This window comes from Porcipelethomonas sp., assembly GCF_051893655.1.
Classification (GTDB): Bacteria; Bacillota; Clostridia; order Oscillospirales; family Ruminococcaceae; genus Porcipelethomonas.
This window is the reverse complement of sequence record NZ_JBJFHN010000143.1, coordinates 1-26,355: the sequence shown is the minus strand read 5'-3', so window position 1 is coordinate 26,355 and position 26,355 is coordinate 1. Positions and strand designations below refer to the sequence as shown.

Genomic DNA, 26,355 nt, shown 5'->3' with positions numbered 1-26,355 from the left:
GAAGCATGTGAAGACATGGTAAAGGAAAAAACAGGTGTTGGCTCCAGATGTATTCCTTTTGAACAGGAACACATTTCCGATACCTGCGTCTGCTGCGGAAAACCTGCAAAATATATGGTTTACTGGGGAAAAGCATATTAATTATCATATTGAGTGTACGGTAAAAGCCGTACACTCTTTTTAATATTTGTCGAAATGTAACAAATGAGTAAGCAAAATCACAATACAAAATGTCATATTTTACAATTTCAAAAAAAATTCAAAAAAGTTGTTGACATATCATGAAAGCTGTGATATAATATATATCGTTGATTGAGACAAACAACACTTAATAAAAAACAAATGCAGGTGTAGTTCAATGGTAGAATTCCAGCCTTCCAAGCTGGCTACGTGGGTTCGATTCCCATCACCTGCTCCAAATGCGCCTTTAACTCAGCTGGATAGAGTAACTGCCTTCTAAGCAGTAAGCCATTGGTTCGAGTCCAATAAGGCGCACCACTTTAGACGCTCCTTTTGGAGCGATTTTATATGGTGGGTGTAGCTCAGTTGGTTAGAGCGTCGGATTGTGGTCCCGAAGGTCGTGGGTTCGACCCCCATCTCCCACCCCATAATAGACTATAAATAGTCAGTTAAGCTCGTATATATACGAGCTTTTTTATTTCCCAAATCTTATATCAAAAACTTTCTAAATTAATTTAATTATATTATATAACTACTGATTACTGAATAATGTTTTTATAAAATCAGCCATGATATTATTTATATATAATATCATGGCTTTTATATTAATATTCAGTTTAATCAACATCAACTGGTGCTTCAGTTTCTGCTGCTGGTACTTCCTCAGCAGGTGCTTCAGTTTCTGCTGGTGCTTCCTCAACAGGCGGTGCTTCTGTAGGAGCCTCTGTAGGCGGTTCAGTTGGCTCTGCAGTTGTTTCTTCCGGATTATCTGCATAATATACAGTCAATATATCATCAGACTGCAAATCAATTTCCTTGCCCGGTTCTGGTGAAACACGTGTTACATAGCCATTTTCAATATCAAAGTTGATTTCGGAAACCTCTGTATAATCAATACCAAGCTCATCTAACATAGCGATATAATCCTCAAGCTTCCAGTTTTCATATTCAGGAACAACTGCCTTCTTACTGCCCTTGCTAACCTTAACTTTAACGGTCATTCCCTTTTCAACTCGCTCACCAATTTTAAGTTCCTGCCAGAAAATTATATTTTTATCATAATCAGAATTATATTCATATTCAGGTTCAAGAGTTATATCATATTTTTCCTCAATCTGATCCTTGAATTCATCATAATTTCTTCCTACAAGACTCGGCATCTGATTTTCGGCTTCTGTTGGAGGCTGAGTAGTTTCTTCTTCTGTCATTTCCACAATATTATCTGTTATTGAACTGCTGTCTGCAACGCTGCTGGTTTCACGAATATTGGAATCTTCTCCTCCGGCAAACAGCCGGAATAGTATAACTACAATAACAAGAATGATTGCCAGAAGCAAAGCACCTATTATTACAGGAATTTTGATTTTATCAAAGGTTGAAACATTTTCATCGTCTCCGCCTTCTAATTCACCGTCATCATCATAGTCATCATAATCATCATATTCATCGTCATAATAACCATCATCATAATCATCATACTGATTATTGACATATGCCGGATCGTTTTCAACAATACCATTGCGGGAAATAGTCAATGTCTGCGTCTGACCTATTCCAGATGTCGGCTGATCGAATAATCTTGTCACAAGCTCTGTAATAGTAGTAATTCTGTCATCTCCGGAAAGGTTCATACCTTCCATAATGACATCAGAAACATGCTTTGGAATATTCGGATTAAGCTCCTGAGGAGTGTATAAATTGTCATTTTCCAATCTTATATTTGCCGGATCAGGCTTTGAACCGGTAAGTATCCTGTATAAAACCGCACATATTCCATAAACATCAGTCCATGTTCCCTGACGGCTGGCAGCAGAATACTGTTCCGGAGCAGCATACCCCGGGAATATTTCAGTTTTCAGTTCAGTATTGATAGTTCTGACACCAGAAATGCAAAAATCTGTAAGCTTAAGCTCTCCCTTATCAGTAACAAATATTGTTTCCGGACTGATTCCTCTGTGAAGAACACCTGCATTATGTACCAGACTTAAAGTTGTAAAAAGAGGCGGAAACATTGCAGAAACCTCGCTCCAGCTCAGTTCCCCGGCATTTTCCTTAAGATAATCAACCAGTCTGACGCCTTCAATATATTCATATACAGCATATGTAGTATTGTTTTCTGCAAATAAATCAAGCGTCGGTGTAAGATGACTGCTTAAACTTCTCATTTTTGCAAGTGATTTATTAAGTTCAGTATACTCAGCCATCAGTGCCTTGTACTGTGCCAGATTATTATAGCTGACGCTGATGGTAGGCTTACCCTTAACTCTCATACACAAACCGTCAGGCATATATTCATTAAGCAGAACCTTACAGCTTACAGCAGTGTCATAAGCAATATATGACGCACCCTGTCCGTTAGCACTGAGCATCTGTCCTACAAGATATCTATCATGAAGCATCGTCCCAGGAGCAATATATGACGGCAGATACGGTGTATTTTCAACATATCCGCAATATGGGCATACTTTTGCAGCACCTTTATTTTCCATACATCCCATACACAATTTATTTTCAGCCATTTAAAGCCTCCGTAGTAAAATTAATTTATATTATTATTTTTATTATCTTTTATAGTACCTTAAATTATTTTAACAGTTATCCGGATAGTTGTCAATATTTTAGCTCATGAATCAGAAAGTAATTACTGAATTGTATTAATTCTGTAATCTTTTTTAATCGTTTATAAACATAAAAAATATTTTTTTGTAAAAGATTGTAATTATAATTTTATCAACCCATTGTCAGCCATTTCCTGAACAGCAAGAAGGATTCCTGTTTTTCCGCTGCTGTATGTTATTCCTCCCTGCATCCATACTGCATAAGGCTCTCTTATAGGAGCGTCAGCGGAAAGCTCAATTGATGCGCCCATTGTAAAGGCTCCGGCAGCCATAATAACCTGACTTTCATATCCCGGCATATCCCATGGTTCCGGAGTTACAAACGAATCAACAGGTGAACCTTTCTGAATTCCTCGGCAGAATGCCTTCAAAAGTTCCGGGTTCCCAAATTTTACAGCGGTTATTATATCGCTTCTTTTTTCTCCTTTAAGAGGGTAACTTTCAAAGCCCAGAAGTGAAAAAACATTAGCTGCAAAATCAGCGGTTTTAAGTGCATTTGAAACAATTTCAGGAGCCATAAAAAATCCCAGAAACATTTCACGGTTCTGAGAAAGCGTACAGCCTACTTCCTTGCCCATGCCGACGCATGTAAGTCTGTATGAACACTGTTCTACCAGGTCACTGCGTCCGGCGATATAGCCGCCTGTTCTGGCAATTCCGCCTCCTGGATTCTTTATCAGAGAACCTATAATAAGATCTGCTCCCACATCAGTAGGTTCTTTAGTATCAACAAATTCTCCATAGCAGTTATCTACCATTACAATTATATCAGGATTTGCTTTTTTTGCTGCATCACATATTTCTGCAATATCCTCAATACTCAGTGCCGGTCTCAGGGAATATCCTCTGGAGCGCTGTATGTATGCGGTTTTAGCTCCCTTTGACTTTTCAAAGATTTTTTCAAGATCAGGTTTTCCTTCATCAGTTAAATCTACCTGATCATAGATAATACCATAATCAATAAGTGAACCGTTTCCGGGCTTTCCACTTATTCCGATTACTTCTTCCAATGTATCGTAAGGTGTACCTGTAACTGAAAGCAGTCTGTCACCGCTTCTTAAAACTCCCCATAATGCGGTTGACAAAGCATGAGTTCCTGAAACGAAATTATGTCTTACCAGAGCGTCTTCCGCTCCGAAAGCTTCAGCATAAACTTTATCAAGAACTTCCCTTCCGATATCACCATATCCATAGCCTGAGCTTCCGTAAAAGCATTGTTCACTCACTTTATTATGAATAAACGAAGACAAAACCTTTGCGGCATTATAATCACGTTTTTTTTCAATTCCGGAAAAATCACACATTTCCTCTGCTTTGTCAGCAAGCTCCAGAATTTTTTTATCAAAATTAAAGAAATTATCAGTCATTAGTATTTAATTTTCCTTTCACTGCACTTTCATTCTTATCATCTGTTCTCTCAAGAACATACTCGCTTTCATAGGCTTCAAATCCTATTTCACGATAAAAGCTTTCTCTGGTATCAAGGGCATTTAAAAAAGCTGTTTTATTTTGTTTTTCAAGATACATAGCAAGCCACTTCAAAAATCTGCGGGCATATCCGCTGCCCCTTGCGGAAATTCTGGTTGCAACCTGTCCCACAAGAACAGAACCGTCGATATCATAAACAACAGATGCCGTAGTACTTTTTTTATATACAAAAACCCTGCTTATTCCATGACGTATTCTGTGAGAAGTATCCGCAAGCCACAGCGGATAATCAAGCAGGTTTGGAAATCCCTCAGATAATATCTCATAAACTTCATCAAGGCTTGGATTGAATTCTATGTCATTTTCATCAATATCTGTATTTACATCCCCAACAAGCTTAAATAAGTTTCTGTGAAGCTTGTGATACCCGTCCATACCGGACAGTATTTCCAGTGCTTTCTGATTTCCCTCTATTCTGAAAGGTCTGTGCATACCTGCAAATCCTGACAGTTCATCACCGTCAAATTCACTGCCGCTTATAAGAAGAGTATCATTCATAAAAAGCAAAACAGAATCATTTCCCGAAAGATAAAACCTGCAAAAATCATAACCTGTGCCATACGCTTCAAGATTACTTAAAATTCTTTTTCCGCAGCAGGTGCTTTTCAGCTTTTCACAGTTGACAGAAGATTTATCCATTATCTGTCTAATCATAAAACAGCCGCCTTTTTCATAAGTTCTTTTACTATTTCAAGACAGGATATCAGATCATTTTTATTTACCACACATGATGGAGAATGGAGATATCTGCACGGAGCAGAAACTGCAATAGTCCTCACACCATTTCCTGCTATATGAATTGCCCCGCTGTTATTTCCGCCGGCAATAAGACTTTTTGTCTGACATCTGATATTTTTTTCCTTTGCTATTTCAAATGCACAGTTGTAAAGCTCTTTATCATACATAGTGCTTCTGTCCATATATGAAACCACTGCACCATCCCCCAGACTGCAAACCTTTTTGCTGCCGGATACGCCTTCTATATCTGCTGCGGTAGTAGCTTCAACTGCTATTGCAATGTCAGGATTGACAGCAAATGCCGCAGTTTTCGCACCCCTTAATCCAATTTCTTCCTGAACGGTAAAAGTAAAGTATGCATCATATTCAAGCTCTGATTTTATAAGCTCAATAAGCAAAGCACAGCCAAACCTGTCATCAATTGCCTTTGATTTTATCATATCATTTCCGAATTCAATATACTCTGAACTGAAATAAACAATATTTCCGGGACTGACATATTTTTCAGCGTCCTCTGCATCCTTTGCACCAAAATCCACATAAAGACTGCTCATTTCAGGCGTCTTTTCTCTCTGATTTTTTGAAAGCCTGTGTACTGCAAGTGAACCCACAACTCCGGGAAGAGCTTGACTGCCAACTGTCACATGTCTCCCGATCACAACAGAAGGTTCAATTCCACCTACTGCCTCAACAGTCAGCGTTCCGTCGCTCTGGACAGAAGTAACAATTAAAGCTACTTCATCCATATGTGCATCAATCATAATTTTATTTTCCGGTGTTTTTTTCCCTTTTTTAAATGCTGTCACATTTCCCAGAGCGTCAACGTGATACTCCGCATAATCCTTTATCTGATTTATAATATATTCCCTGACATCTTTTTCATTACCTGAAGTACCATTTAAAAGACATAATTCCTTAAGATTATTGAACATCAGTAAAACTCCTTATATATGCGGCAATAAGTCTGCCAGTATTTTCAACATCCTCAAGCTGAATAATTTCCACAGGAGTATGCATATACCTCAGCGGAACAGATATAGTACATGCCTTGCATCCGCAGCGGTTAACACTGAATCTGTCAGCATTTGTTGAAGTAAGACCACTCATTACTTCTGTCTGATACGGTATCTTTTCGCTGATGCATAATTCTGTCAGTCTGTCAGTAATTTCACGGGATAGAGACGGCGATACTCCAATCATCGGGCCTTTGCCAAATTTTCCGCATTCATACTCTTTTTCTCCTGTACAGTAAGCAAAGCTTACATCAACTGCCAGAGCAATATCCGGATTTATATCATACGCTGCAATTGAAGCTCCCCGTTCGCCCAGCTCCTCCTGTGTGGAAAATAAAACGGAAAAGCTGCATCCATACTTTGTTCCTTCAAGCAGCTCTAATGCGTAAAGTATTGCTGCAATTCCGCTTCTGTCATCAAGAGCCATACCAGTTATACGATTATTAAGCAGTGCTTTTGGTTTTTCACTGAAAGAAATTTTATCACCCGGTGAAACTATACTTTTCAATGTATCAAAGTCATATCCGGTATCAATATAAAATTCATCAATTTTCAAAACTTTATTTTCACCTGATGAAAGATGAGGAGGAACAGAACATATAATTCCCGGTATTTCTTTTCGCCCGTATATGCATACCTGCTGTGCGGGAAGAAGTCTTCTGTCAATTCCTCCTATATTCGAAAAATGTATAAATCCGCTTTCACATATACCTGTTACAACAAGTCCTATCTGGTCAATATGCGCATCAATCAGTATATGGGGTCTTTTTTCTGTTCTCTGACCAAAATTACCTATAACATTTCCATTTTTTATATAACAGTCGTTAGTATAATTTTTCAGGTATTTCAGTGCTGTCTGAGCCACATTATTTTCTTCTCCCGAAATACCCCATGTAGAAGTCAGCTCAAAAATTATATTTTTAAGATCCATGAATTTTTAAAGCTCCTTTACAAGATTCTTATAATGAATTCCTCTTGCTTCAAAATTAGGATAAAGATCAAAGCTTGCACACGCTGGTGAAAGGGTTACAATATCACCCTCTGACGCAATTTCATATGCTTTTTTTACAGCTTCTTCCATACTGGAAACACGGAAAATTTCAAGCTTTTCAGGATCATAAAGCTTTGATTCTGTTACAGCTTTTTGAATTTTATCCGCAGTAACTCCCATAAGAATCAGCTTTTTCACCTTTTGATTTACAGTATCCGCCATAGGTTCAAAAGGAATTTTCTTATCATATCCTCCGGCAATTACAATAAGTTTCTGAGTAAATGAATTAAGTCCTGCAAGCACTCTCGTAGGGCTTGTAGCAATGCTGTCATTATACCACTTTACGCCATTGAGTTCACGTACAAATTCTATTCTATGTTCAACTCCGCCGAAATTTTCAGCCATTTCTTTGATATTTTCTTTTGAAACCTCTCCCCATACGGCACTGATTGCAGCAAGGTAGTTTTCAACATTATGAATTCCAGGGATTCTTATAGAATCCTTATGGATTATTTTTTCAATATTTCCGTAATTATTGAAACAAAGATAACCGTCATTATCAAGAAATGCACCACATTCCGGAACAGCTTTTATTGAAAATTTCATAAGATGTCCTCTTACAAGTCCTTCCAGATTATTTGTGGTTTCGTTATCCATATTGAGTACTGTACGGCTGAAAGCATTCTGGTGAATAATCAGATTTTTCTTGCTGTCAATATATTCTTCCATTGTTCCGTGTACATCCAGATGATTAGGAGCAATATTTGTTATTACTGCAGTATCAGGTGATTTTCTCATTGAAATAAGCTGAAAGCTTGAAAGTTCAACAACTGCCGCATCATTCTCGTTTATTTCCTCTATCAAAGGAAGAAGAGCTTTGCCTATATTTCCGCCTTTATATACCTTTTTTCCGGATTTTTCAAGAAGACCTGCAATAATTGTGGTAGTAGTAGTTTTACCGTCCGAGCCTGTCACCGCATAAATTTTGCATGGGCAAAGATCAAAAAATACTTCCATTTCCGATGTTATGCAAACTCCCCTTTTTCTTGCCTTTGTCAGAACAGGGTTGTTAAAATACATTCCCGGTGCTCTGAAAACAACGTCAAAATCCTCCAGAGCATCAAGATAACTGTCGCCAAGACGAAAATCAGCTCCAAGCTGCTTCAGATCACTGTAAACCGCACCCATTTTTTCAGCATCTTTTTTATCACATACTGTAACATGAATGCCTTTTTTCAAAAAAAGTTTTATCAAATCAGTGTTTGATACCCCTACACCGATAAACGCCACCTTCTTATTCTTCATTTCCTCAAAAAAACACTGGATTTTATTCATTTTATCTGATCTCCAATCATAAACTAATAATTTTTACATTCTTTTCTATTATATACATTTTTAAAGAAAATAGCAACTGTTTTTTCAATTTTAATGTAATAAAAACGATTAACTCAGAACATTTCTATTGACAATATACTTAATTCCTGTTAAAATAAATATTGAATAAGTATGAGGGGGAATTTATTTGTTTGGATACATCCGCCCCTTTAAACCGTATATGAGATTCTATGAATTTCAGATATACAATGCATTTTACTGCGGATTATGCAAAAATCTCGGAAAAAATTATGGTCAGATTTACAGACTTATGCTAAGCTATGACTTCTCTTTTCTGGGATTGCTTTACAGTGGGATGAACAATAACGAAAATAAAATTGAAATGCAGCACTGTATTGCTCATCCGTGTTCAAAAAAACCGTGCCTTTGCTGTATTTCCGACCTGGATTACACTGCTGCAGCAGAAGTAATTTCAGTATATCACAAAATCTGTGATACTATTGCAGACGGCAATTTCTTTGAGTCGATTTTTTTCAGAATCATTCGTATGTTCGCAAAACCCGGATATAAAAAAGCTAAGTCTGCATATCCGGAAATGTGTGAAAAAATAGAATACTATATGTCAGAACAGTCTAAGCTTGAAAAGGAAAACTGTTCTTCGATTGATCAGGCCTGTGAACCTACCGCACAAATAATGTCAGTAATTGCACAGGGAATTTCAGATGATGTTGAAGAAAAGAAAAATCTTTCCGGATTCGGATATCATTTGGGCAGATATGTTTATATTGCAGATGCATATAGCGATCTTGAAAAGGATATAAAAAAGAAAAATTATAATCCTCTTTATCTGAATTTTAAGGAAATTAAAAGTGCTAAAAAATTTGCAGAGGAAAATATTAACATGTCTTTGAATATGGTTTCTGAATTTTACAGTAAAATGAGGATTCCTAAGTTTAAAGAAATACTTGATAATGTAGTATATCTGGGGCTCCCGAATTATAAGCTGATAAATAAAAAGGATTTCAAAAAATCATTATCAAAAACAACATACATATAGGAAATGGAGATAAAAATGAATAATCCTTATGATATTTTAAAAATATCATCTGACGCTTCAAAAACGGAAATTGATGCCGCTTATTATCGCCTTATGGAAGAATATAAAAGTGAAAAAAATGGTGATAATATTACAGATGATATTTCAGAGTATAAAATAAATGAACTCAAAACTGCTTATAATCAGATCATCAATCAACTGAAAAGTAACAGTACAGTAATGGGACAGGTTTCATCAAATACTGTTAATCCATATTATACAGCTGCTTCTTCATCAGCTCAGAACACTGTTGATAGTCCCAATAATCCGGACAAAGCTGAAGTGATTCAGAAGACAGCTTATTCTCAAACGTCTGATTATAGTTCTGATTCTTACTCTTCCAGTCAAAATTCTGATAATTATGAAAACAATGATGTGTTCGGCTCTATAAAACAATTTATTGATTTAGGCAGATATACTGAAGCTGAAAATTTATTAAACAGTATTAATTATAAAGATACAGCAACATGGCATTTTCTTTATGGAAAAATGTGCTTTGGACGTGGATGGATGAATCAGGCAGCTGTCCATTTTGAACGAGCTTCTGCTCTTGCACCAAATAATCAGGAATACAGACAGGAAATGGTTAAAATAAACCAAATGAAGCTTGATCGTTCCTCCAGAATTCCCGTTGCGCCTATTGTTGCCGGTATGGCATTTATGGGGCTGGCATCATGTGCATATGGCACTCTTGTTTCATTACCTTTACTTGTTGATTTATTTGAAAACATGTGCTAAAATATACAATAATTCCAAAAAACGATAATTTTTAAAAATCAGGGAGAAAAATATGAATGATCCATATAAAGTTTTAGGAGTATCTTCTCAGGCAAGCGATGAGGAAATAAAAGCGGCATACCGCAAGCTGTCAATGCAGTATCATCCAGACCATCACTCTGACAGTATTATGGAAGAAATAGCCAACGAGAAAATGGCTGAAATAAACGCCGCTTACGATGAAATTATGAATATGAGAAGAAGCGGAAATCAGCATGCTCAGTCTTCATATATTGATATCAGAAGTATGATTGAACACGGAAATTACACTGCCGCTGATAATGCTTTAGACCAGAACAGAAATGACAATAGTGCAGAATGGAATTTTCTTAAAGGTACTGTGTGCCTTTCAAGAGGATGGCTTAACGATGCATATTCTTACTTTGAAAAAGCAGTAAGAATTGATCCTTCAAACAGAGAATATCAGTCAGCATTTTCGCAGATGCAAAATAAAAGAAATGGACAGATGCAGGGCAATCCGTATAATACCGGCAAAAATCCTAACACTACAGATACCTTATGTAGTTTATGCCAATGTTTAATATGCACTGATTGTCTTTGTGACTGTTGTTAAAATGCCATGAATAATATAAGTTATAAAGTTGCTCTGGGAGGGGTAATTTCATCTTTGTGCCTGCTTGCTATGTTTATGGCGGGAGTTGCGCCATTCCTTTACCTTACCCTTCCTATGATTGCAGGAGCGCTCATTTCCATTATGGTTGTTGAAGTTAATACATCGTGGGCATTTCTTACTTATGCGGCAGTAAGTCTTCTTTCCATATTTGTGACATATGACAAAGAATCTGCATTGATTTTTATTTTATTTTTTGGTCACTACCCTATTATAAAACACAAAATAGAAAAGATTCATTTCAAACCCTTAAAATTTTCTGTTAAAATAGTAATATTTAATATTTGTATTGTGTTATATTATCAGCTTACACTCAGACTACTTGGTATTGAAGATTATGCTGATGATTTTGCATCATTGGGAAAGTATGGAATATACATTTTGTGGATTTTATCAAATTTTATTTTTGTGGTTTATGATTATGCACTCAGCGGATGTATTGATATGTACATAAAATATCTGAAACCTAAAATATTCGGAAGTAAAAAGAAATAAGATATTATACAAAAATCGCCTGAATTAATTAATTCAGGCGATAAATTTTTTATTATTTTTTATGAACTATCTTTTCAGCTTCCTGAAATGAATCTCCCAAACGGTCAATCATAGGAATAATTTCCTTAATTATTTCCGCATCCATTCTGATTTTACCTTTGATAATCATTCTTATAAAATAATCATACAAAGCATGAAGATTTGCAGAAATATCATATTGATTATCAAGAGATGCATTCAGATAATTAACGATACGCTGTGCCCCATACAAATCCTGATCTGCCTTTTCTGTTTCACCATTTTCAATATGATAAACAGCGTAATTGAGTTTCTTAGAACATCCACGGAACAGCTGAACGACCAGCTCTCCCTGAGTCATAGTCATTATAGATTGTTTCTGGTATTGCTGATATGGATTTTCTGCCAGCATATTCTACCTCCTACATCATTGAAGAAAAATAATCACTCTGTGAATTCAATTTAGATAATGCAGATTCCATTGCATTAAATTGATTCCAATAACGTTCTTTTCTTGTTTCGTAAATTTTCTTAAGACTTGTCAATTTATTAGCAATTGAATCCAGTTGATTTTTTATTGTATTACTATTTTCGGAACCCTTTCCTTCTACACCAGCTATTGTGACCAGTGTACCAGGACTACCAGAACTTGTGCTTGCAGTTTTATCACAAATTTTATTAAGTCTGGTTGCAAGTCCGTTATCCCCTACGAATAAATCCTTAACTCCATTAGGATCAGTTTGCAACATGCTCTTAAGCTTATCTTCATCAATGGAAAGTTTTCCATAGTCTGACCATTCAGAACTTGAATTGATTCCTATATTAGAAAGCACATACTTTGAACCGGAATTCGTATACATTGCTGAACGCATACTGCTTAAAAAGTCTGAAATATCATTGTCATTTCTTAAAAGACCTTCTTTTGCTTTTTCTTCCCAAAGTTCAATTTCCTTTTCAGTCATTTCCTTTTTCTGCGCATCAGTAAGCGGAGCGTATGATTTATAGGAAGCCTTTTCATGAGTATAACCATTTAATTTTTCAATCAGCTTGTTATAATCCTCAACAAAGGATTTCAGATTATCAACGATCTTATCAACATCTCTGGATGTTGAAACTTCTACCTTTGATTCTGTTGAACCAGCAGCAGATTTAATTGTTCCGTCACTGTTTTCTGCAAAACTTCCGTCTGCGTTAAGTTCATAGTTTCCGGTAGTAGATTTAAGTGAAATTGTAAGTCCATTATATGTAAAGTCATTATTTGCACGTTCAACAGTTACGCCATTAATGTTGACAACAGCATTCTGTCCGGCAGTAACAGTTGACTGATCAAGTGATCCTGAAGCATCAATACTGAAACCAAGCTTTGAAAATAATCCCTCATCATCACCGGTAAGATTTATATCATATCCTGTACCAGTAGAAGCTGATGTAAACTTAAATTTATCACTTAATTCATCATAAGTAAGATTAACACCTGCATCGCTGGTATTAATTTTATTCATTATTGTGGAAACGGAATCAGCAGCAGTATATTCAATCTCCACTCCATTAATAGAAAATGAATATTTTGTATATGTATCAGAAGCATCTCCTATACCAAGCTTACCGATTGAATCAGTTCTTACAAGCTGATTAGAAACAACTGTAGTATCTTTTCCAAAACCAATTGCTTCCATAGTATCTGCACCAGCAGATACTTTAAGCTGTCTGCCTGTTCCTTCAACAGATATATTCCATCCATTGCCATCATTAGTAAATTTTACGGTTGAACCAAATGCACTCTGAACTTTCTTTTGCAAATCAGCCATTGATTCATTTTCCTTTATTTCAAAGGATTTTGTTACACCGTCAAGAGTGATGTCAACAGAACCATTTACATTTCCAACCTTTGAAAAATTAGAATTAGCAGCTGTCGATTTCAATTCAAAGCTTCCGTCAATTTCATTGCCATCGTCATCTTTGGCTGCGGATGATTTTGCAGTTCCATTAAATCCGAGAATGCCAAGTCCGGCAGAAGTTCCGGAAATTTCAAAGCTTTCACTTGAAGAAAAAGTAATTTCCTTAAGAACCTCTTTGCTTTCAGTAGTAACTGCACCGGTATATTCTGAACCATCAGCACTATAATATTTATTTTCATCAGCATTGAACGTCAAAGCATTTCCGTCTGCATCAGAATATGTAGTAACTGTTTCCTTAACTGCCTTAGCAAATTCACTGCCAACTGCATTATTTATTCTTGAACATATTTCATCATCAGTAACATCCTTCAGATCAACAGATACTTCATTTCCGTCACCGATTTTAATATTAACAGTTCTTGAATATTCAAAGCTGTCAGCCTTGGAAGAAACTGTTGAAATATCGCCTGTTCCCACCTTTGAGGATGTAACGGTCGATTTTGTTGCAAGTCTTGCAACCTGCATCTGAAAATCACCGTCAACAGCATTACTTCCTGATGTAACACTTACCGCACTTGATGAAGAGGTTGTCTTCATAGTATTATAAAATGATTCCAGTCTTATACAAGAGGATGAAGTCAGATTAAAATATTTTGACTGAAAACTGTTTATTTCCTTTATAACATCCCTGTAAATTTCCTGCTTCCATTCCAGTCTTTGCTTTTCCTGATTTTGCTTATCTATTTTTGTCTGAATATTTGAAAGCATGCTTTCAACCAGACTTTCAGTATCAAGTCCGGATACCATACCAGATACACCATTGCTGCTGTAAGCTGCATTAGTATATGTACTTGTACTGCTTGAACTAACATTCATAGTAATACCTCCCCGTTTTTACTTCTGCTATAATATATATCGGCATAAACTCAAAAAAATAAAGTCAAATTTGCTTTTTATTTTCCGGAAAAAACATATTTTGTCCAGATGAAATACCCGCATTGAAAAATTTAGCAGCTTTTGCATTTTGTCCGGAATTATTTTCCTTTATTTTTTTTAAAACCTTTTCTCTTTCAATAGTTATACGTTCAATTATTTCAGGTTCCATAGATTTTACTCTTGCCAGAATACTGTTAAAATTCTGTCTTAAATCAAATATTTCAGTATATGTATCAGGCAGCTCACCTCTTCCGCACAAATTTTTATACGCCATATATTCAAAAGAATTTTCTTCGCATAAGCTGAGAATTTCTTTATTGGAAATATCTATTTTAGATATCAGTTCTTCTCTGGCGTTAATATATTTTGTTATATCATCTATACTGCATCCCAGCAGTTTTCTAGTATAATCCTCATATTTTTCCATAAATGAGTTAATTTTTTTTTGATTTTCTATAATTTTTTCAACTTTTTCCATAAAATCTCTTTCTGCAAATTGCATTTTTATAAAAAATATGATATAATTAGAAATAGTTTTTAAAAATAATTTAAATAAGGAGTCAATTCTGTATGTTTCCATCTAACTGCAAAGCCATTTTAAAATCAATGGACGACAATATTACCGAATATGGTCAGGTTTCCGTATCTTTAAAAGAAAAATTTGCAGAATTCACTTCACAATTTGTTCCTCTTTTAAAAATTAATGTTGAAGCAAAAATAATATGTCTTGAAGGAATTGCGTCAACTCATATTATAACCGGAAAAGTTTTTCTTTCATCAAAAAACCTTTTAAGACTGGTAGAAATTAAGTGTACGCTGATTCCCGGTGCAGAAAATGTACTTGAAATTCCCACATTTATTCGTGCTAAAATTTATAAACCAATTGTAAAAAACGGAATTTTTTCTAAAAATAAGGTTATACATAAATGGGACGACTGTACTGTAATCTCCACATCCCTCAAGCAGATGGTTATTCGTTCGTCACGAATAATGTGCGAATATGAGGATATGCTCAAAATAAGAATTGGCAGTCCTGTATTTTCCAAGGAATCCGATATTAATTTACAGCTGGCTCAGAACGGTCTTATGTTTGGAAAATCCACAAAATACATCTACCGTATTACCAGACTGAAAGAAAAAGAGCAGACTGAGCTTGCTGATTTCATAAAACTCGGAAGTCTTGAACTAATTAAATATCTTCACTAATTTCAATCATCTTTTTTCATGTCATTAAGCATGTCAAACAGCTTTTTCGGATTCATTGCTGCCGCAGAAGCCTTATTGCTTTCCATTGTCTGACTTAATTCTTTTCTCAGAATCTTAACATTTTTAGGCGCTTCTATTCCGATTTTCACTTTATCTCCGCTTACTTCTATGATTTTGATTTCTATTTCTTCATTTATCAGAAGTGATTCTCCGGATTTTCTGGATAAAATAAGCATTTTATTTTTTCTCCTTTCCGGATTTAAATAAATAATATTTTACAGGATATTCATCCTCTAAAATTAATTGCATAGCTTTATTATTGCAAAGATTTATTATTATAGGACTTTTAAGATTAACCGTACTGTCCTGAATATTCTCAGACACGACCATCATAAGCCAATATTCAAATTGTCCCTTCCCCAGAACTTTTTCAGCCTCAGTTTCAAATACAGGTTTATAGTCCGGAATCAACGCTGAATTGGCTATTATAAAACAAAGTCCAGGTTCTTCTACAGACTGCAGCCATGCATACTCACCATTAAAATCGTCATCATATAATATTATAAAATCGCTATACTCATCAAATCCGAATATTTTACTTTCAAATTTAATTATATCTTCATTATTAACTTCAACTTCTCCGAAATCTCTTGTAAGAACCTTCATTTTAACCTCATTTCAAAATACTTGCCTTTAGCAAAAAGACTGTTCAAATTAAGATAATATTTGAACAGTCGTATTTTTATTCATTTTCCTCATAATCTGGATTCGAACTTGGCGGAACATAATTATGTCCACCTATATATTCGATTATTACATCAGCATACTGTTCAATTTCCAGCCGTATACTGCTGGGGATAAATTCCATTTCCTGCGCTGCTGTTTTCCAGTCAGTTTCTGATTTGCTTCTTCTGACATCAAATTTAGCACTTGCAGGTTCCCATGACATATCGATTTTAACGCTTGGAATACTGCCGATAACAGTTTCTATTGTCGTGTTGCTTAAAGACTTTTCACGCATCACTTCAGCAATAGTCATTCCCGGCTGCGTCATTTTATTCCCCATCTGAACATATTCAGCAGTAACTTCATTTGTGGTTTGCTGAGTCTTGGCAGGAGCTTCTTTCGCATAATCAGCTACGCTCTTCATCCCCATACTTTTTAAGCATTCAGACGAATCCATTCTCATTTTAACCGGCTCAGTATCAATATTAATTTTAAGCGGAGTAGTTTTCTGATTCATTTCAGCCGGTTCAATCTGCGGAACTGTCAAACGGGCATTTTCCGTACTTATAGTATACTTAAGCGGAACAGATGTAATTTTGATCAATTGCATAACAAACACCTCTCCATATTAACAATTCGTTTAATTGATGTATAAATAATTCATCCTTTTACATTAATAATTTACTGAACATAATCCATAAGAGACTGAGGAAGAATTTTTCCTCCGTACTGCAATGTCAGAAGCCATGAATATTCAAGATTCTTATTATTTATAAGTTCATCAGTATCTTTAATATATTCAAGATTATTCTGAATTTCAGTCAGTACATATTCTTCTTCTTCCAGTCTTTCATAATGTACATCCAGATAATTTGTTCTGACACCTATATCTGCAATTTCATCAATAAGACCATTGAGGGTTTCCTTTAAATGATCATTAAGGGCTCCAAGCTTATCATAATCTTTTTCATCAAGACATTTTGACATTTCATCAAGTATATCATAAGCATTATTTGGCACTGTCATTGTATGTTCATTGCCATCAATATCCTCATATGTGATTTCAGATGTTCCATATCCAAGACAGTCAAGACCGGAAACTGACATATTAAATGCACTTCTTGGATCAACTACACCATTTTTTACAGACATTCCTATGCCAATATCTATATATGTGCTTTCACTGAAAGGAACCTCAGTGCCATCAGAATAAAACTTTCCCTCTGTCTTTTCAATATCATTGACCCTGACTCCATTGTACATCAAATCACCATTTTCAACAGTAAACGGTGCTGATGTATTATTTGTTCCGCCAAGTACATATGAATTATTGTATCTGCAATTAGCAAATTCAATAACCTGATTTTTCAATGCTGTAAAATTAATAGAAAAAATATTTGATGCAGAAATATTTGTACCATTCAGTGCAGTCATAGTCTGTTCGTTTACGGACTGAAGAATATCTTTAATTGATGTTAAATTACCCTCAGCAACATCAAGACTTTCGCCTGCTTTTTTAACATTATCCTGAATCTGTTCATTTTTATATGACTGAGTTCTGACGCTTAATGCTCTTGTACCAGCAGAAACGTCATCTGACATTTTACTGATTTTACGACCGGTTGTAAGTTTATTTGCTGATTCATTATATAATGACAAAGAATTATTAAGATTATTAAGATAATTTCTTGTCATATAATTATTAGTTATTCTCATTATAATACCTCCGTCATATTAAACAGCCATTTTATTAATTATGACATCCAGAAGATCATCCATAACTGTCATCATTCTTGCAGCAGCCTGAAATGAACGGTTATATGTCATCATATTTACAGTTTCTTCACTTTCGCTTACGCCGGAAATAGAATCTCTGTTGTCCTGAATTTCATTTATCATAGTCATTGAAGCCTGATATCTTCCTTCAGCATAGCTGTTGTCACTTCCGAGAGTACCGGTATAATCAGCAACAAACTCCTGAAAAGTACCAACAAATTTATCGCTTGCAGACGTAAATGTCTGATCATCACTAGAAAGCTTGTTTATAAGTTCCAGAAGATGTGTATTATTGGTACTTCGATCCTCATTAAGAAGATAAGATGAATCATCAGATAATGCTTTTGTGATACTGATATTTTTAGCTGAAACCAACATATCAGGATAAACCTCATATCCGTCTTCAGTTTCAACAGTTTCGCCCACAAGCTTTTTATATGTAAGCACATTCCCGTTTTCATCATAAGTTTCCGGAAAACTGTTGTTTAAAACTGCTGTAAGTCTGTCAGCAAAAGCATCAAGTTTATCCTGATAGTAAAGATATCCGTTAACAGTAGATTCAGTAGAGCTTGTGACGCCTATTCCTCTTCCGTTTAAAATATCGACTGTTGCCTTAAATGCACCATTATCCTTTGCTGCATTGCTTCCATCGCTTTTCCAGTTAAGCTGAACTGTATTATTATTGTTTTCCTGATAATTAATTGTATCATATTCTGTATCCCAGACGCATTTATGACCATTCATTTCCACAGTAATTGTACCGTCATTCTGTTCTTCTACCCTGAGTGCTCCATAATATGACAGCTTATCAAGGAGAAGGTTTCTCTGATCTTTAAGTTCATTAGGGCCATACTGATCGGTATAATTATTTGAAGCAATCGAACGTCTGATGCTTGCATTAAGATCTGCAATATCTGAAAGCATTGTATTTACTTCATCAGCCTTTATCTGAAGTTCTTCTTTATACTGATTTGCAGATTTTGTAAGATTTTCAGAAAGACGATTCAATGTCTGTGTGACATTAGATACTGCATTGGCAAATACATTGGCATCAGTTTCAGAATCTGCATTATATGAAAAGTCCTCCAGAGCAGTATAAAGACTTTTTACAGCATAGCTCAGTCCGTATCCGTTTCCATCCGTTCCGACTTCCAGTTCCTGCATAATAGATTCAATATCTGTCAGCATTGTTGACTGCTGACTATAAAATCCTGCATTTACATATTCATTACGGTATGCATTGTCAAGTCTTTCATCACGGAGCTGTGATACACCTTCGACATATGTTCCCATGCCGGAAAGTGATGCAAGATCCGGTTTAAGTCTGTTATTATAACCTGCAACAGACTGAGATACCTGATCTACTCTCTGACGTGTATACCCTTCAGTATTGATATTTGATAGATTATGTCCTACAATATCCAGTGCTTTCTGGCTTGCAAAAACCCCGGTCTTTGCGGCTTCAAAGCCTAAAAATGTCGGTCTCAATCCATTTACCTCCTATTATAAAAACAATTAAATTTTTGTGTTAAGAATTCCTATATTTTTTCTGCTGGAAGAAACTCCCTTGGTATCATAGCACTTTGCATCCGTCACACCGGACGGCATTATCTCTTCCAAGATTTTCAGATTCATCTGTGCTACCTGTAAAGAAGTTTTATTAGCATGCTTCACATTGTCCACAGCAACTTTAAATCTTGTATAAAGCTTTTCCAGCATGCTTTTTTCCTCAGGATCTTCATGAGCTGCAATAATCTCTTTAAAAGTCAGTCCGCCGATACCCAGTCTGTTCTGAAGCTCTTCACGCTCCTGTTCAAACTTTTCAGTTCTCTTAATAGTAGACTGATGTTCATTAAGGCAATGTTCAATTCTTTTAAGATCATCCGAAAGCAATGCGCTGAGTTTTTCTTTTTCTTTTTCAGCGGTTTCCTCAAGAAACACTGTATATGAATTCATAAAATCATAAAATTCATTAAAATTTTCCATTTTAGTGTTCTCCCATTAAACCAGTCTGTCAAGAATCGCATCTGCTATCTGACCGGATGATACAAAATAATTTCCATTTTCAATGCGGCTTTTAAGTGAGGCTATTCTGTCATCAGAAGCAGGAGAGGTTATTTCTGCCACTGCATTTTTTATAGTCTTTCCGCATTCTCTGAACATAGAGGCCTCTGAGCTTAAAGAAAACGAATCAGTTTTTGAAGATGATGAAACTTTTTCTCCGCTGGAATAGTTATATTTCAAACGGCTGCAGGAATTTCCTGATTTTACATACTGTTTGTAAATATTGGTATTAATATTCATAAAACCGCCCCTTTCAATATAATATCATCACACTACTCTAATATATTTATTCGGTTGTTTTTCATAAAATTAAATAGTCCCCGCAAAGGTTTTTAAATTATTTTTTAAAGAAAATTCATTTTACTGTTGAAAATCAGTTGATTTTCTGATATAATGTAATTATTAAATTTATTATGAATAATTATGCAATCTTATGTCGTTATGCCGGAGGTGACATTTTGAGCATTGTCTTTTCTATTATAACACAAAAAGGCGGAGTGGGTAAAACAACAACTGTAAACGCTCTTGCTGCATCTTTTAACAAACTTGGAAACCGTGTGCTCTGCGTTGATATGGATCCTCAGGGAAACCTCTCTTTCAGTACAGGTGCTGACAGCAACGATTCTCCGACTGTATACGACGCAATTACCGGAAGAGTACGGGTAACCTCCTGCATTCAGCATACATCTATGACAGATATTATCCCGTCCAATATTCTTCTGACAGGAGCAGAACTGGAATTTACCGGTAAAAACAGAGAATTCATATTAAAAAATATCTTAAGCGTTGTAGATGACAAGTATGATTACATTTTTATCGACTCGCCGCCCGGACTTGGATTTTTAACAATTAATGCATTGTCTGCAAGTGATTATGTGATAATACCTATGCTGCCTGATATTTTCAGTCTTCAGGGACTTGTCCAGGTATACGAAACAATAGAGTATGTTCAAAAAGCTTCCAATCCGGAGCTTTCAATTATGGGCATACTTATAAATAAGTACAATAAGCGTTCAAAGCTTCATAAAGAAGCTCTTGGAACGGCTCAGATGATTTCAGATAATCTTGATATTCCTATTTTTAATACAAATGTCAGAAATTCTCCGAAACTTGCTGAAGCTCATTCTCTGCAAACAGACATTTATTCTTACTGTCCGAAATGTTCCGGAGTAAAGGATTATGATAAAATTTCAACTGAAATTATTTAAAAAATCAATTCCGATGATGATGATTGATAATGAGGTGTAAATAAATGGCAAGAAAAACAAAACAGGAAATTGATAAAGAAGTAATGTTTAATAAAATAATGCCGTCACTTAATAAATCTAATGATGATGACGATGATGATGAAGTAAAACCGACACCCAGAAAAAAAGCGGCAGGAGCTAAAACAGCATCAAAGACCCGAACCAAATCCAGAATTGCAGATGAAGATGATGATGAGGAGGAATTAAAGCCTAAAAAACGTACCAAAGCAGCTTCCAGAACATCTGCAAAGCTAAAAGATGATGACGAAGACGATGATGAAGAAATTGAGGAAAAGCCAAAAGCTAAAACACGTTCAAAAGCTCCGTCAAAAAGATCCAAAAAAATAATTGATGAAGATGATGACGAAGATGAGTATGAAGATGAAGACGAGGAAGACGAAGAAGAGATTGAAAAAAAATCAAAGACTAAAACACGTTCAAAAGCTCCGTCAAAAAAATCTAAAAAAATAATTGATGAAGATGATGACGAAGATGAGTATGAAGATGAAGACGAGGAAGACGAAGAAGAGATTGAAAAAAAATCAAAGACTAAAACACGTTCAAAAGCTCCGTCAAAAAAATCTAAAAAAATAATTGATGAAGATGATGACGAAGATGAGTATGAAGACGAAGACGAGGAAGACGAGGAAGAGATTGAGAAAAAACCAAAGACCAAAACACGTTCAAAAGCTCCGTCAAAAAAATCAAAAAAAATAATTGATGAAGATGATGACGAGGAAGATGAAGAAGAAATAGAAGAAAAGCCAAAGTCTAAAACTCGTTTAAAGGCTGCAAAAAAATCTGCCGGAAAGAGTACTAAAAAATCATCAAAAAAGAATGCTGATGACGATGAAGACGGTGACTATTCTGAATATGAAGTCATTAATATCAATGAGGAACTTATGAAAGACAGATTTGATGATATTTTTGATAAATTTCACTGCTGCCACTGCAACGGATGCCGGTATACAGTTATGGCTCTTACTCTCAATTCACTTGAAACAAAATATATTGCCGTTAAAACAGATGATATGGATGACATAATAGAAAATGCTGATGATTCACAGATTAAAGCAGCAATTATTCAGTCTGTACTGAAACTGATGATAAATCCTATACATTAAAATATCCGTATCAGGTATTGATATTTTCTTTTGTCAGTCGATATATATTTTATAAGAACGCATTTGCTTTTGATATGATATGATGGAGGGGTGCATTATGAGTATAGCAGGTATAAACAGTATATCTGATCTGAATTCAATTAACAGTGTTTCTCAGGCAGTCAAAACTTCAGCCGCTGAAGAAAAATCTGATGAAAAGGTTAAAAGAGAGGATACATATGTTAAATCTTCAGCTGATGAAGAAAAAGATAAAACCGGAATTTATTCCAGGGAATCTCTTCTGGAACAGCTTAGAAATTCTGAAGAACAACGTATTCAGGCTTTTCAGGAAACAATCAGAAGCATGATGGCTAAACAGGGACAGACGGTAAACCTTACTTTCAGAGGCATGGATCTTCATATAACTGAAGAACAGCGTCTTGAAGCTGAAAAATCAATTTCAGACGGCGGAGAATATTCCGTTGATTCAGTTTCCGGTCGTATTCTTGACATGGCAAAGGCACTTGCCGGAGATGATTCATCAAAAATCTCACTGCTTAAAGATGCCGTTATCAAAGGATTTAACGGAGCATCGGAAATGTTTGGAAAAGATCTTGACAGCATGCCTGAAATAACAAGAAAAACATATGACGAAGTTATGAAACGGTTTGATGAATGGGAAAATTCATTTAAAAAAGATGATTCAGAAACAGAAAATGATCAGACATGCACTGATATAAAATCAGATAATGAACAAGTAGCATAAACGGTTATAAAAATGAAATGTCCTGCATAAAATTATGCAGGACATTTTTTAAAATATTTTCTTCAGTTCCCTGTTAAGACGTGAAACCGGCAGACCTACAACATTAAAATAATCACCGGAAATGGATTTTATCAGCAAAGCTCCCCTTCCCTGAATCCCATATCCTCCTGCCTTGTCAAAAGGTTCACCGGTTTGGATATAGCTTTCAATTTCATCACCTGTAAGTTCATAAAATTCTACATCGGTTTTTTCAGTAAATGAAATCCGATTGTTTTTATAAATAATGCACACACCTGTATACACCTGATGAATTTTCCCGGACAGCAACGAAAGCATTTTCCTGCATTCCTGTTCGTTATCAGGCTTGCCTAATATTGTATTATCAATTACAACAGAGGTATCACATCCGATTACCAGTTCATCAGTTTCACGAATTATGGATTCTGCCTTTTTTACAGCCAGATATTCTGCAACAGTATCTGCCTTAATTTCATCCGGAATATTTTCCGCTGCACCGGATGGCTTTACAGAAAAATCATCAAACAGCAATTTCAGCAGTTCTTTTCTTCTCGGAGAAGATGACGCCAGAACAATTTTCATATTTCCCACTCCTGAACATTATTTTATCTTATTTTACCACAAATATGCCCAATTTGCAAGATTAAGTAATTAAGATTATAGTTTGTCATAATTAATGAGTTTTGCTACTCATATTTTAAAATGTTGTAAATATTTGTATAAAATGCACAAAAATCAACAAAAATATTTTAATACAAATTTTAATAAATATGCATTTTGTTCACAATTTATTCACATTTTCTTGAAAAAATGTGTTATAATAAAGATATCAGCAAGAGGTGTGAAATTAAATATTATTGAAAGGATGATTATTTATGGTTAAAACAAAGTTTGCTGGCAGAATCAAAGCAGCTGTAATAAGTGCTGCAATGATTGCTACTGCCTTTATTACTCCGGCTGTTACATCATTTAATAGCGTTACTGCGGCTACTACAATCAGTGTAAACAAAACACTCATTGCAGATGGTTTGACAACTTCGGATTCAAAGAAAAATACTCAGGTTCCGGTTACTCTTGGAACTGAGACCAAAACACTCACATTTAATTTTGAAACCGATTTTACAAATGAAGTTACTGTCGGCATTTCAGGTTTTACGATTAATAGTTCACCTTGGTGGACAGATGTTACCGACGGTGAAATAAAAGTAACGCCAACTAATGGTAAATTCTCAGTTACATATACTATTCCAAGTACAATTGACAAATCAAGCGTTACTGGCGTTGATGTAGGTATCTGGTATCCTAAGACAAATGAAGAATTTACATTAACAACAATGGAAATGGATGCTTCAGGAACAACAGGTGGAGGAAGCACATCAGATCCTATTGTTACTAAGAACAACAAGAGCGGTACATGCACATTCAAGGACAATGGTGACGGAACCGCTGACATTACATCTACACTGACTGCTGAAATTTCTGAACCTTTTAGTTATCTCCTTACAGCAGGTTATGACGAAGAAATGTATCAGCCAATCAATACTGATCCGGACGCTCCGGTACTGACTGATGATTCTCCGATCAATTCTCATAAGTTCAAATTCACAGAATTCGGAATTGAAGAAATTGAAAATGTTACATTCCAGTCATTCAATTACATAGTTGAATCTGAAGTTGATATGAAGAGATTCATGTATGGCGGTGGTATTAATGTAACACCTGGTTCCCCTGCCGATACAGAAAAGGTTAAAGGAAAGAACGGTTATTGGTATAATGACCAGGGTGAACAAGACGTTGAAACATATGGCGGCGATTTCCTGATTGATGACTATGGCACAGGCTATACCGTTGAAGGTGTTGGAACATATGCAAAGCTTGTATGGGATGTACCTGCAAGTGTTCAGGAATATGTAACAAAGGGTGCAACTGATTCAGTAGGTTTCCAGTTCTGGTATGGACAGCAGGATACTGAAGAATATGCAGAGATTGAAACAGTTAAACTTACTGGTGCTTCATGTACATACACAAGAACAATGACTGTTCCTTACAACACAACTATTACTAAGAAAACAAACCAGAAGCTTACAACAGGTTCAGACACAACAAATCAGATTAAAATAAATCTGGCTGATTTAGGTCTCAAAGAAAGAGATAAGCTTTCTGCTATTAAATTTACAGTTTCAGGATCAAACCTCGAAAAAATGCAGTTTGGTGTAGGCATCTCAGTTGATCTCGAAAATGCACTTGCTACAGATGGTTGGTATCAGCCAAATAATATTACAGTACTTGACGACTCAAGCAGAACATCATATGAAATTATGTGGATTCTCCCTGAGGTTGTCAGAAGTGATGTGGATCTAATATCTGATTTAGGAAATGTAATGTTTGGTTACTGGTATGGCGGTGACGCTGAAGGCAATGAAATTGCAAGCGTTACACTTGACTCAGTTGATTTCTATACATTCCAGAGCAAGGAAGCTGAACTTGAAGTTACACCTTCAGAACTTAATCTTACAGTAGGCGAAACAGCTCAGCTTAAAACAAATGTTACTGGCTGTACATTTGAAGCTGCTGCTGCAACCGGAGGTACATATTTCACAGTTGATGAAAACGGTAATGTTGAAGCTTTAGCAGCTGGAGCAGGCACAATTACAGTTACAACTCCTGAAGGTCAGGAAACAGTAATTACAGTTATTGTTAAAGCTGCTGCTACAACTTCTACATCAGTAACTACTACAACACCCGTAATTACCACTACAACTGTTACTACAGTCGATCCAGATGGTGAAATTGACTGGAACTTGGTAAAATACGGTGATGTAAACCTTGATGGTAATGTTTCAGCTGCTGACGTCGTATTATTAAATAAATACCTTCTCAGCCCGACAGAATATTCTCTTATAAATGCTACAGCACGTGAAAATGCTAATGCACACTATGATTTCGATGAAAACGGAAAGGGACTTATTGACCTGACAGATTCATCTGATATTACAAGTGTTGTTCTTGAAGTATTCCAAGAGTCTGAATTAGGACCTCAGAAATAATTATAAAATTAATATTCATTTCCCCGGAGTTTGAACTGACTCCGGGGTTATTTTTTTGTCTTGACAAAGTATAATTAATATGCTAAAATTGAAACTGGTTATCAATTTTAATTTGGAGGCTTAAAGTGAGACCATCAGATTATAAAACAAAACAAAAAGAAATAATACTGAATTTCTTTATTAACAAT

Annotated in this window: 27 protein-coding genes and 3 tRNA genes; 13 read left to right on the top strand and 17 right to left on the bottom strand. The window is 35.5% G+C overall.

The annotated features are described in order from the left end of the window. The 4 genes from ACI4WO_RS08965 to ACI4WO_RS08950 all read left to right on the top strand — a co-directional run. Nucleotides 1–141, top strand: a 141-nt coding sequence (locus ACI4WO_RS08965; RefSeq protein ID WP_439807219.1) for a hypothetical protein, incomplete at its 5' end; no start/stop codon positions are given. A gap of 203 nt (nucleotides 142–344) precedes the next feature. After that, a tRNA-Gly gene (locus ACI4WO_RS08960) sits at nucleotides 345–418 on the top strand. A 3-nt stretch (nucleotides 419–421) separates the two neighbouring features. Continuing rightward, nucleotides 422–498: transfer RNA gene (locus ACI4WO_RS08955), tRNA-Arg, on the top strand. A gap of 33 nt (nucleotides 499–531) precedes the next feature. After that, nucleotides 532–608 (top strand) — tRNA-His (locus ACI4WO_RS08950). Between the two features lie 189 nt (nucleotides 609–797). Here ACI4WO_RS08950 and ACI4WO_RS08945 read toward each other — a convergent pair. From ACI4WO_RS08945 to murD, 6 genes are all read right to left on the bottom strand, one after another. Further along, the gene (locus ACI4WO_RS08945; protein ID WP_439807218.1) at nucleotides 798–2,699 is read right to left on the bottom strand and encodes a protein kinase domain-containing protein; all 1,902 of its coding nucleotides are present in this window, start codon (nucleotides 2,697–2,699) and stop codon (nucleotides 798–800) included. Between the two features lie 200 nt (nucleotides 2,700–2,899). Beyond that, entirely contained in the window at nucleotides 2,900–4,165 is a 1,266-nt protein-coding gene (locus ACI4WO_RS08940) for an aminotransferase class I/II-fold pyridoxal phosphate-dependent enzyme (protein ID WP_439807217.1), read from the bottom strand. After that, on the bottom strand, nucleotides 4,158–4,940 hold the full coding sequence (locus ACI4WO_RS08935; protein WP_439807216.1) for an N-acetyltransferase: 783 nt from the start codon (nucleotides 4,938–4,940) through the stop codon (nucleotides 4,158–4,160). The genes ACI4WO_RS08940 and ACI4WO_RS08935 overlap by 8 nt, the downstream gene beginning before the upstream one ends. After that, complete coding sequence (locus ACI4WO_RS08930; RefSeq protein WP_439807215.1) at nucleotides 4,937–5,956, bottom strand: M42 family metallopeptidase; 1,020 nt, start codon at nucleotides 5,954–5,956, stop codon at nucleotides 4,937–4,939. The genes ACI4WO_RS08935 and ACI4WO_RS08930 overlap by 4 nt, the downstream gene beginning before the upstream one ends. Next, entirely contained in the window at nucleotides 5,946–6,968 is a 1,023-nt protein-coding gene (locus ACI4WO_RS08925; RefSeq protein ID WP_439807214.1) for a M42 family metallopeptidase, read from the bottom strand. The genes ACI4WO_RS08930 and ACI4WO_RS08925 overlap by 11 nt, the downstream gene beginning before the upstream one ends. 6 nt (nucleotides 6,969–6,974) lie before the next feature. Then, nucleotides 6,975–8,363, bottom strand: a complete 1,389-nt coding sequence (gene murD / locus ACI4WO_RS08920; RefSeq protein WP_439807213.1) for a UDP-N-acetylmuramoyl-L-alanine--D-glutamate ligase — start codon at nucleotides 8,361–8,363, stop codon at nucleotides 6,975–6,977. A gap of 187 nt (nucleotides 8,364–8,550) precedes the next feature. On the opposite strand from murD, the gene ACI4WO_RS08915 reads away from it, so the two are divergent. From ACI4WO_RS08915 to ACI4WO_RS08900, 4 genes are read left to right on the top strand one after another with little or no spacing between them, the layout of a single operon-like run. Continuing rightward, the gene (locus ACI4WO_RS08915) at nucleotides 8,551–9,420 is read left to right on the top strand and encodes a DUF5685 family protein (protein WP_439807212.1); all 870 of its coding nucleotides are present in this window, start codon (nucleotides 8,551–8,553) and stop codon (nucleotides 9,418–9,420) included. A gap of 15 nt (nucleotides 9,421–9,435) precedes the next feature. Continuing rightward, complete coding sequence (locus ACI4WO_RS08910; RefSeq protein ID WP_439807211.1) at nucleotides 9,436–10,197, top strand: DnaJ domain-containing protein; 762 nt, start codon at nucleotides 9,436–9,438, stop codon at nucleotides 10,195–10,197. 52 nt (nucleotides 10,198–10,249) lie between these two features. Beyond that, nucleotides 10,250–10,810 (top strand): J domain-containing protein, encoded by a 561-nt coding sequence (locus ACI4WO_RS08905; RefSeq protein ID WP_439807210.1) that lies wholly within the window; start codon nucleotides 10,250–10,252, stop codon nucleotides 10,808–10,810. Nucleotides 10,811–10,816: 6 nt separating this feature from the next. Next, nucleotides 10,817–11,362 carry a hypothetical protein gene (locus ACI4WO_RS08900; protein ID WP_439807209.1) on the top strand — a complete coding sequence of 182 codons (546 nt, stop codon included), beginning with the start codon at nucleotides 10,817–10,819 and terminating at the stop codon, nucleotides 11,360–11,362. A 52-nt stretch (nucleotides 11,363–11,414) separates the two neighbouring features. Here ACI4WO_RS08900 and fliS read toward each other — a convergent pair whose 3' ends face one another. The 3 genes from fliS to ACI4WO_RS08885 all read right to left on the bottom strand — a co-directional run bounded on the left by fliS (nucleotide 11,415) and on the right by ACI4WO_RS08885 (nucleotide 14,692). Beyond that, a complete protein-coding gene (gene fliS, locus ACI4WO_RS08895) occupies nucleotides 11,415–11,792 on the bottom strand; it encodes a flagellar export chaperone FliS (RefSeq protein ID WP_439807208.1) in 378 nt (125 codons plus the stop codon). 10 nt (nucleotides 11,793–11,802) lie between these two features. Further along, nucleotides 11,803–14,154 (bottom strand): flagellar filament capping protein FliD, encoded by a 2,352-nt coding sequence (fliD, locus tag ACI4WO_RS08890; RefSeq protein ID WP_439807207.1) that lies wholly within the window; start codon nucleotides 14,152–14,154, stop codon nucleotides 11,803–11,805. A 64-nt stretch (nucleotides 14,155–14,218) separates the two neighbouring features. Further along, nucleotides 14,219–14,692: a hypothetical protein gene (locus ACI4WO_RS08885; protein WP_439807206.1), complete on the bottom strand. Its 474-nt coding sequence runs from the start codon at nucleotides 14,690–14,692 to the stop codon at nucleotides 14,219–14,221. A 92-nt stretch (nucleotides 14,693–14,784) separates the two neighbouring features. Here ACI4WO_RS08885 and ACI4WO_RS08880 point away from each other — a divergent pair, with 92 nt between their 5' ends. Continuing rightward, nucleotides 14,785–15,420, top strand: coding sequence for a hypothetical protein (locus ACI4WO_RS08880; protein ID WP_439807205.1), 636 nt, complete (start codon nucleotides 14,785–14,787; stop codon nucleotides 15,418–15,420). 2 nt (nucleotides 15,421–15,422) lie between these two features. Here the strand turns inward: ACI4WO_RS08880 and csrA are convergent, their stop codons facing one another. From csrA to ACI4WO_RS08845, 7 genes are all read right to left on the bottom strand, one after another. Beyond that, the gene (gene csrA / locus ACI4WO_RS08875) at nucleotides 15,423–15,656 is read right to left on the bottom strand and encodes a carbon storage regulator CsrA (protein ID WP_439807204.1); all 234 of its coding nucleotides are present in this window, start codon (nucleotides 15,654–15,656) and stop codon (nucleotides 15,423–15,425) included. A 1-nt stretch (nucleotide 15,657) separates the two neighbouring features. After that, complete coding sequence (fliW, locus tag ACI4WO_RS08870) at nucleotides 15,658–16,086, bottom strand: flagellar assembly protein FliW (RefSeq protein ID WP_439807203.1); 429 nt, start codon at nucleotides 16,084–16,086, stop codon at nucleotides 15,658–15,660. Nucleotides 16,087–16,162: 76 nt separating this feature from the next. Continuing rightward, nucleotides 16,163–16,756 (bottom strand): DUF6470 family protein, encoded by a 594-nt coding sequence (locus ACI4WO_RS08865; RefSeq protein WP_439807202.1) that lies wholly within the window; start codon nucleotides 16,754–16,756, stop codon nucleotides 16,163–16,165. Between the two features lie 71 nt (nucleotides 16,757–16,827). Beyond that, the gene (locus ACI4WO_RS08860; RefSeq protein WP_439807201.1) at nucleotides 16,828–17,862 is read right to left on the bottom strand and encodes a flagellin N-terminal helical domain-containing protein; all 1,035 of its coding nucleotides are present in this window, start codon (nucleotides 17,860–17,862) and stop codon (nucleotides 16,828–16,830) included. Nucleotides 17,863–17,880: 18 nt separating this feature from the next. Beyond that, entirely contained in the window at nucleotides 17,881–19,410 is a 1,530-nt protein-coding gene (gene flgK / locus ACI4WO_RS08855; protein ID WP_439807200.1) for a flagellar hook-associated protein FlgK, read from the bottom strand. 27 nt (nucleotides 19,411–19,437) lie between these two features. Next, a complete protein-coding gene (flgN, locus tag ACI4WO_RS08850; RefSeq protein WP_439807199.1) occupies nucleotides 19,438–19,908 on the bottom strand; it encodes a flagellar export chaperone FlgN in 471 nt (156 codons plus the stop codon). A 15-nt stretch (nucleotides 19,909–19,923) separates the two neighbouring features. Then, nucleotides 19,924–20,226 carry a flagellar biosynthesis anti-sigma factor FlgM gene (locus tag ACI4WO_RS08845; protein WP_439807198.1) on the bottom strand — a complete coding sequence of 101 codons (303 nt, stop codon included), beginning with the start codon at nucleotides 20,224–20,226 and terminating at the stop codon, nucleotides 19,924–19,926. A 218-nt stretch (nucleotides 20,227–20,444) separates the two neighbouring features. On the opposite strand from ACI4WO_RS08845, the gene ACI4WO_RS08840 reads away from it, so the two are divergent. From ACI4WO_RS08840 to ACI4WO_RS08830, 3 genes are all read left to right on the top strand, one after another. Then, nucleotides 20,445–21,194 carry a ParA family protein gene (locus ACI4WO_RS08840; RefSeq protein WP_439807197.1) on the top strand — a complete coding sequence of 250 codons (750 nt, stop codon included), beginning with the start codon at nucleotides 20,445–20,447 and terminating at the stop codon, nucleotides 21,192–21,194. Between the two features lie 44 nt (nucleotides 21,195–21,238). Further along, nucleotides 21,239–22,357, top strand: coding sequence for a late competence development ComFB family protein (locus ACI4WO_RS08835; protein ID WP_439807196.1), 1,119 nt, complete (start codon nucleotides 21,239–21,241; stop codon nucleotides 22,355–22,357). Nucleotides 22,358–22,454: 97 nt separating this feature from the next. After that, entirely contained in the window at nucleotides 22,455–23,102 is a 648-nt protein-coding gene (locus ACI4WO_RS08830; RefSeq protein WP_439807195.1) for a hypothetical protein, read from the top strand. A 48-nt stretch (nucleotides 23,103–23,150) separates the two neighbouring features. Here the strand turns inward: ACI4WO_RS08830 and ACI4WO_RS08825 are convergent, their stop codons facing one another. Then, nucleotides 23,151–23,702 carry a Maf family protein gene (locus ACI4WO_RS08825; RefSeq protein ID WP_439807194.1) on the bottom strand — a complete coding sequence of 184 codons (552 nt, stop codon included), beginning with the start codon at nucleotides 23,700–23,702 and terminating at the stop codon, nucleotides 23,151–23,153. Between the two features lie 293 nt (nucleotides 23,703–23,995). Between ACI4WO_RS08825 and ACI4WO_RS08820 the strand changes: the two genes are divergently transcribed. After that, the gene (locus tag ACI4WO_RS08820; protein WP_439807193.1) at nucleotides 23,996–26,167 is read left to right on the top strand and encodes a DUF5620 domain-containing protein; all 2,172 of its coding nucleotides are present in this window, start codon (nucleotides 23,996–23,998) and stop codon (nucleotides 26,165–26,167) included. Nucleotides 26,168–26,355 lie beyond the last annotated feature (188 nt).

Bases quoted from the DNA above. Each gene is read 5' to 3' on its own strand.
- ACI4WO_RS08845 (WP_439807198.1), bottom strand. From the start codon at position 20,226: ATGAATATTAATACCAATATTTACAAACAGTATGTAAAATCAGGAAAT.
- fliS (WP_439807208.1), bottom strand. From the start codon at position 11,792: ATGCTGGCAGAAAATCCATATCAGCAATACCAGAAACAATCTATAATG.
- csrA (WP_439807204.1), bottom strand. From the start codon at position 15,656: ATGCTTATTTTATCCAGAAAATCCGGAGAATCACTTCTGATAAATGAA.
- ACI4WO_RS08935 (WP_439807216.1), bottom strand. From the start codon at position 4,940: ATGATTAGACAGATAATGGATAAATCTTCTGTCAACTGTGAAAAGCTG.
- fliW (WP_439807203.1), bottom strand. From the start codon at position 16,086: ATGAAGGTTCTTACAAGAGATTTCGGAGAAGTTGAAGTTAATAATGAA.
- ACI4WO_RS08825 (WP_439807194.1), bottom strand. From the start codon at position 23,702: ATGAAAATTGTTCTGGCGTCATCTTCTCCGAGAAGAAAAGAACTGCTG.
- ACI4WO_RS08865 (WP_439807202.1), bottom strand. From the start codon at position 16,756: ATGCAATTGATCAAAATTACATCTGTTCCGCTTAAGTATACTATAAGT.
- ACI4WO_RS08860 (WP_439807201.1), bottom strand. From the start codon at position 17,862: ATGAGAATAACTAATAATTATATGACAAGAAATTATCTTAATAATCTT.
- ACI4WO_RS08940 (WP_439807217.1), bottom strand. From the start codon at position 4,165: ATGACTGATAATTTCTTTAATTTTGATAAAAAAATTCTGGAGCTTGCT.
- ACI4WO_RS08880 (WP_439807205.1), top strand. From the start codon at position 14,785: ATGTTTCCATCTAACTGCAAAGCCATTTTAAAATCAATGGACGACAAT.
- fliD (WP_439807207.1), bottom strand. From the start codon at position 14,154: ATGAATGTTAGTTCAAGCAGTACAAGTACATATACTAATGCAGCTTAC.
- ACI4WO_RS08900 (WP_439807209.1), top strand. From the start codon at position 10,817: ATGAATAATATAAGTTATAAAGTTGCTCTGGGAGGGGTAATTTCATCT.
- ACI4WO_RS08835 (WP_439807196.1), top strand. From the start codon at position 21,239: ATGGCAAGAAAAACAAAACAGGAAATTGATAAAGAAGTAATGTTTAAT.
- ACI4WO_RS08945 (WP_439807218.1), bottom strand. From the start codon at position 2,699: ATGGCTGAAAATAAATTGTGTATGGGATGTATGGAAAATAAAGGTGCT.
- ACI4WO_RS08925 (WP_439807214.1), bottom strand. From the start codon at position 6,968: ATGGATCTTAAAAATATAATTTTTGAGCTGACTTCTACATGGGGTATT.
- flgN (WP_439807199.1), bottom strand. From the start codon at position 19,908: ATGGAAAATTTTAATGAATTTTATGATTTTATGAATTCATATACAGTG.
- ACI4WO_RS08905 (WP_439807210.1), top strand. From the start codon at position 10,250: ATGAATGATCCATATAAAGTTTTAGGAGTATCTTCTCAGGCAAGCGAT.
- murD (WP_439807213.1), bottom strand. From the start codon at position 8,363: ATGAATAAAATCCAGTGTTTTTTTGAGGAAATGAAGAATAAGAAGGTG.
- ACI4WO_RS08830 (WP_439807195.1), top strand. From the start codon at position 22,455: ATGAGTATAGCAGGTATAAACAGTATATCTGATCTGAATTCAATTAAC.
- ACI4WO_RS08910 (WP_439807211.1), top strand. From the start codon at position 9,436: ATGAATAATCCTTATGATATTTTAAAAATATCATCTGACGCTTCAAAA.
- ACI4WO_RS08820 (WP_439807193.1), top strand. From the start codon at position 23,996: ATGGTTAAAACAAAGTTTGCTGGCAGAATCAAAGCAGCTGTAATAAGT.
- ACI4WO_RS08885 (WP_439807206.1), bottom strand. From the start codon at position 14,692: ATGGAAAAAGTTGAAAAAATTATAGAAAATCAAAAAAAAATTAACTCA.
- ACI4WO_RS08930 (WP_439807215.1), bottom strand. From the start codon at position 5,956: ATGTTCAATAATCTTAAGGAATTATGTCTTTTAAATGGTACTTCAGGT.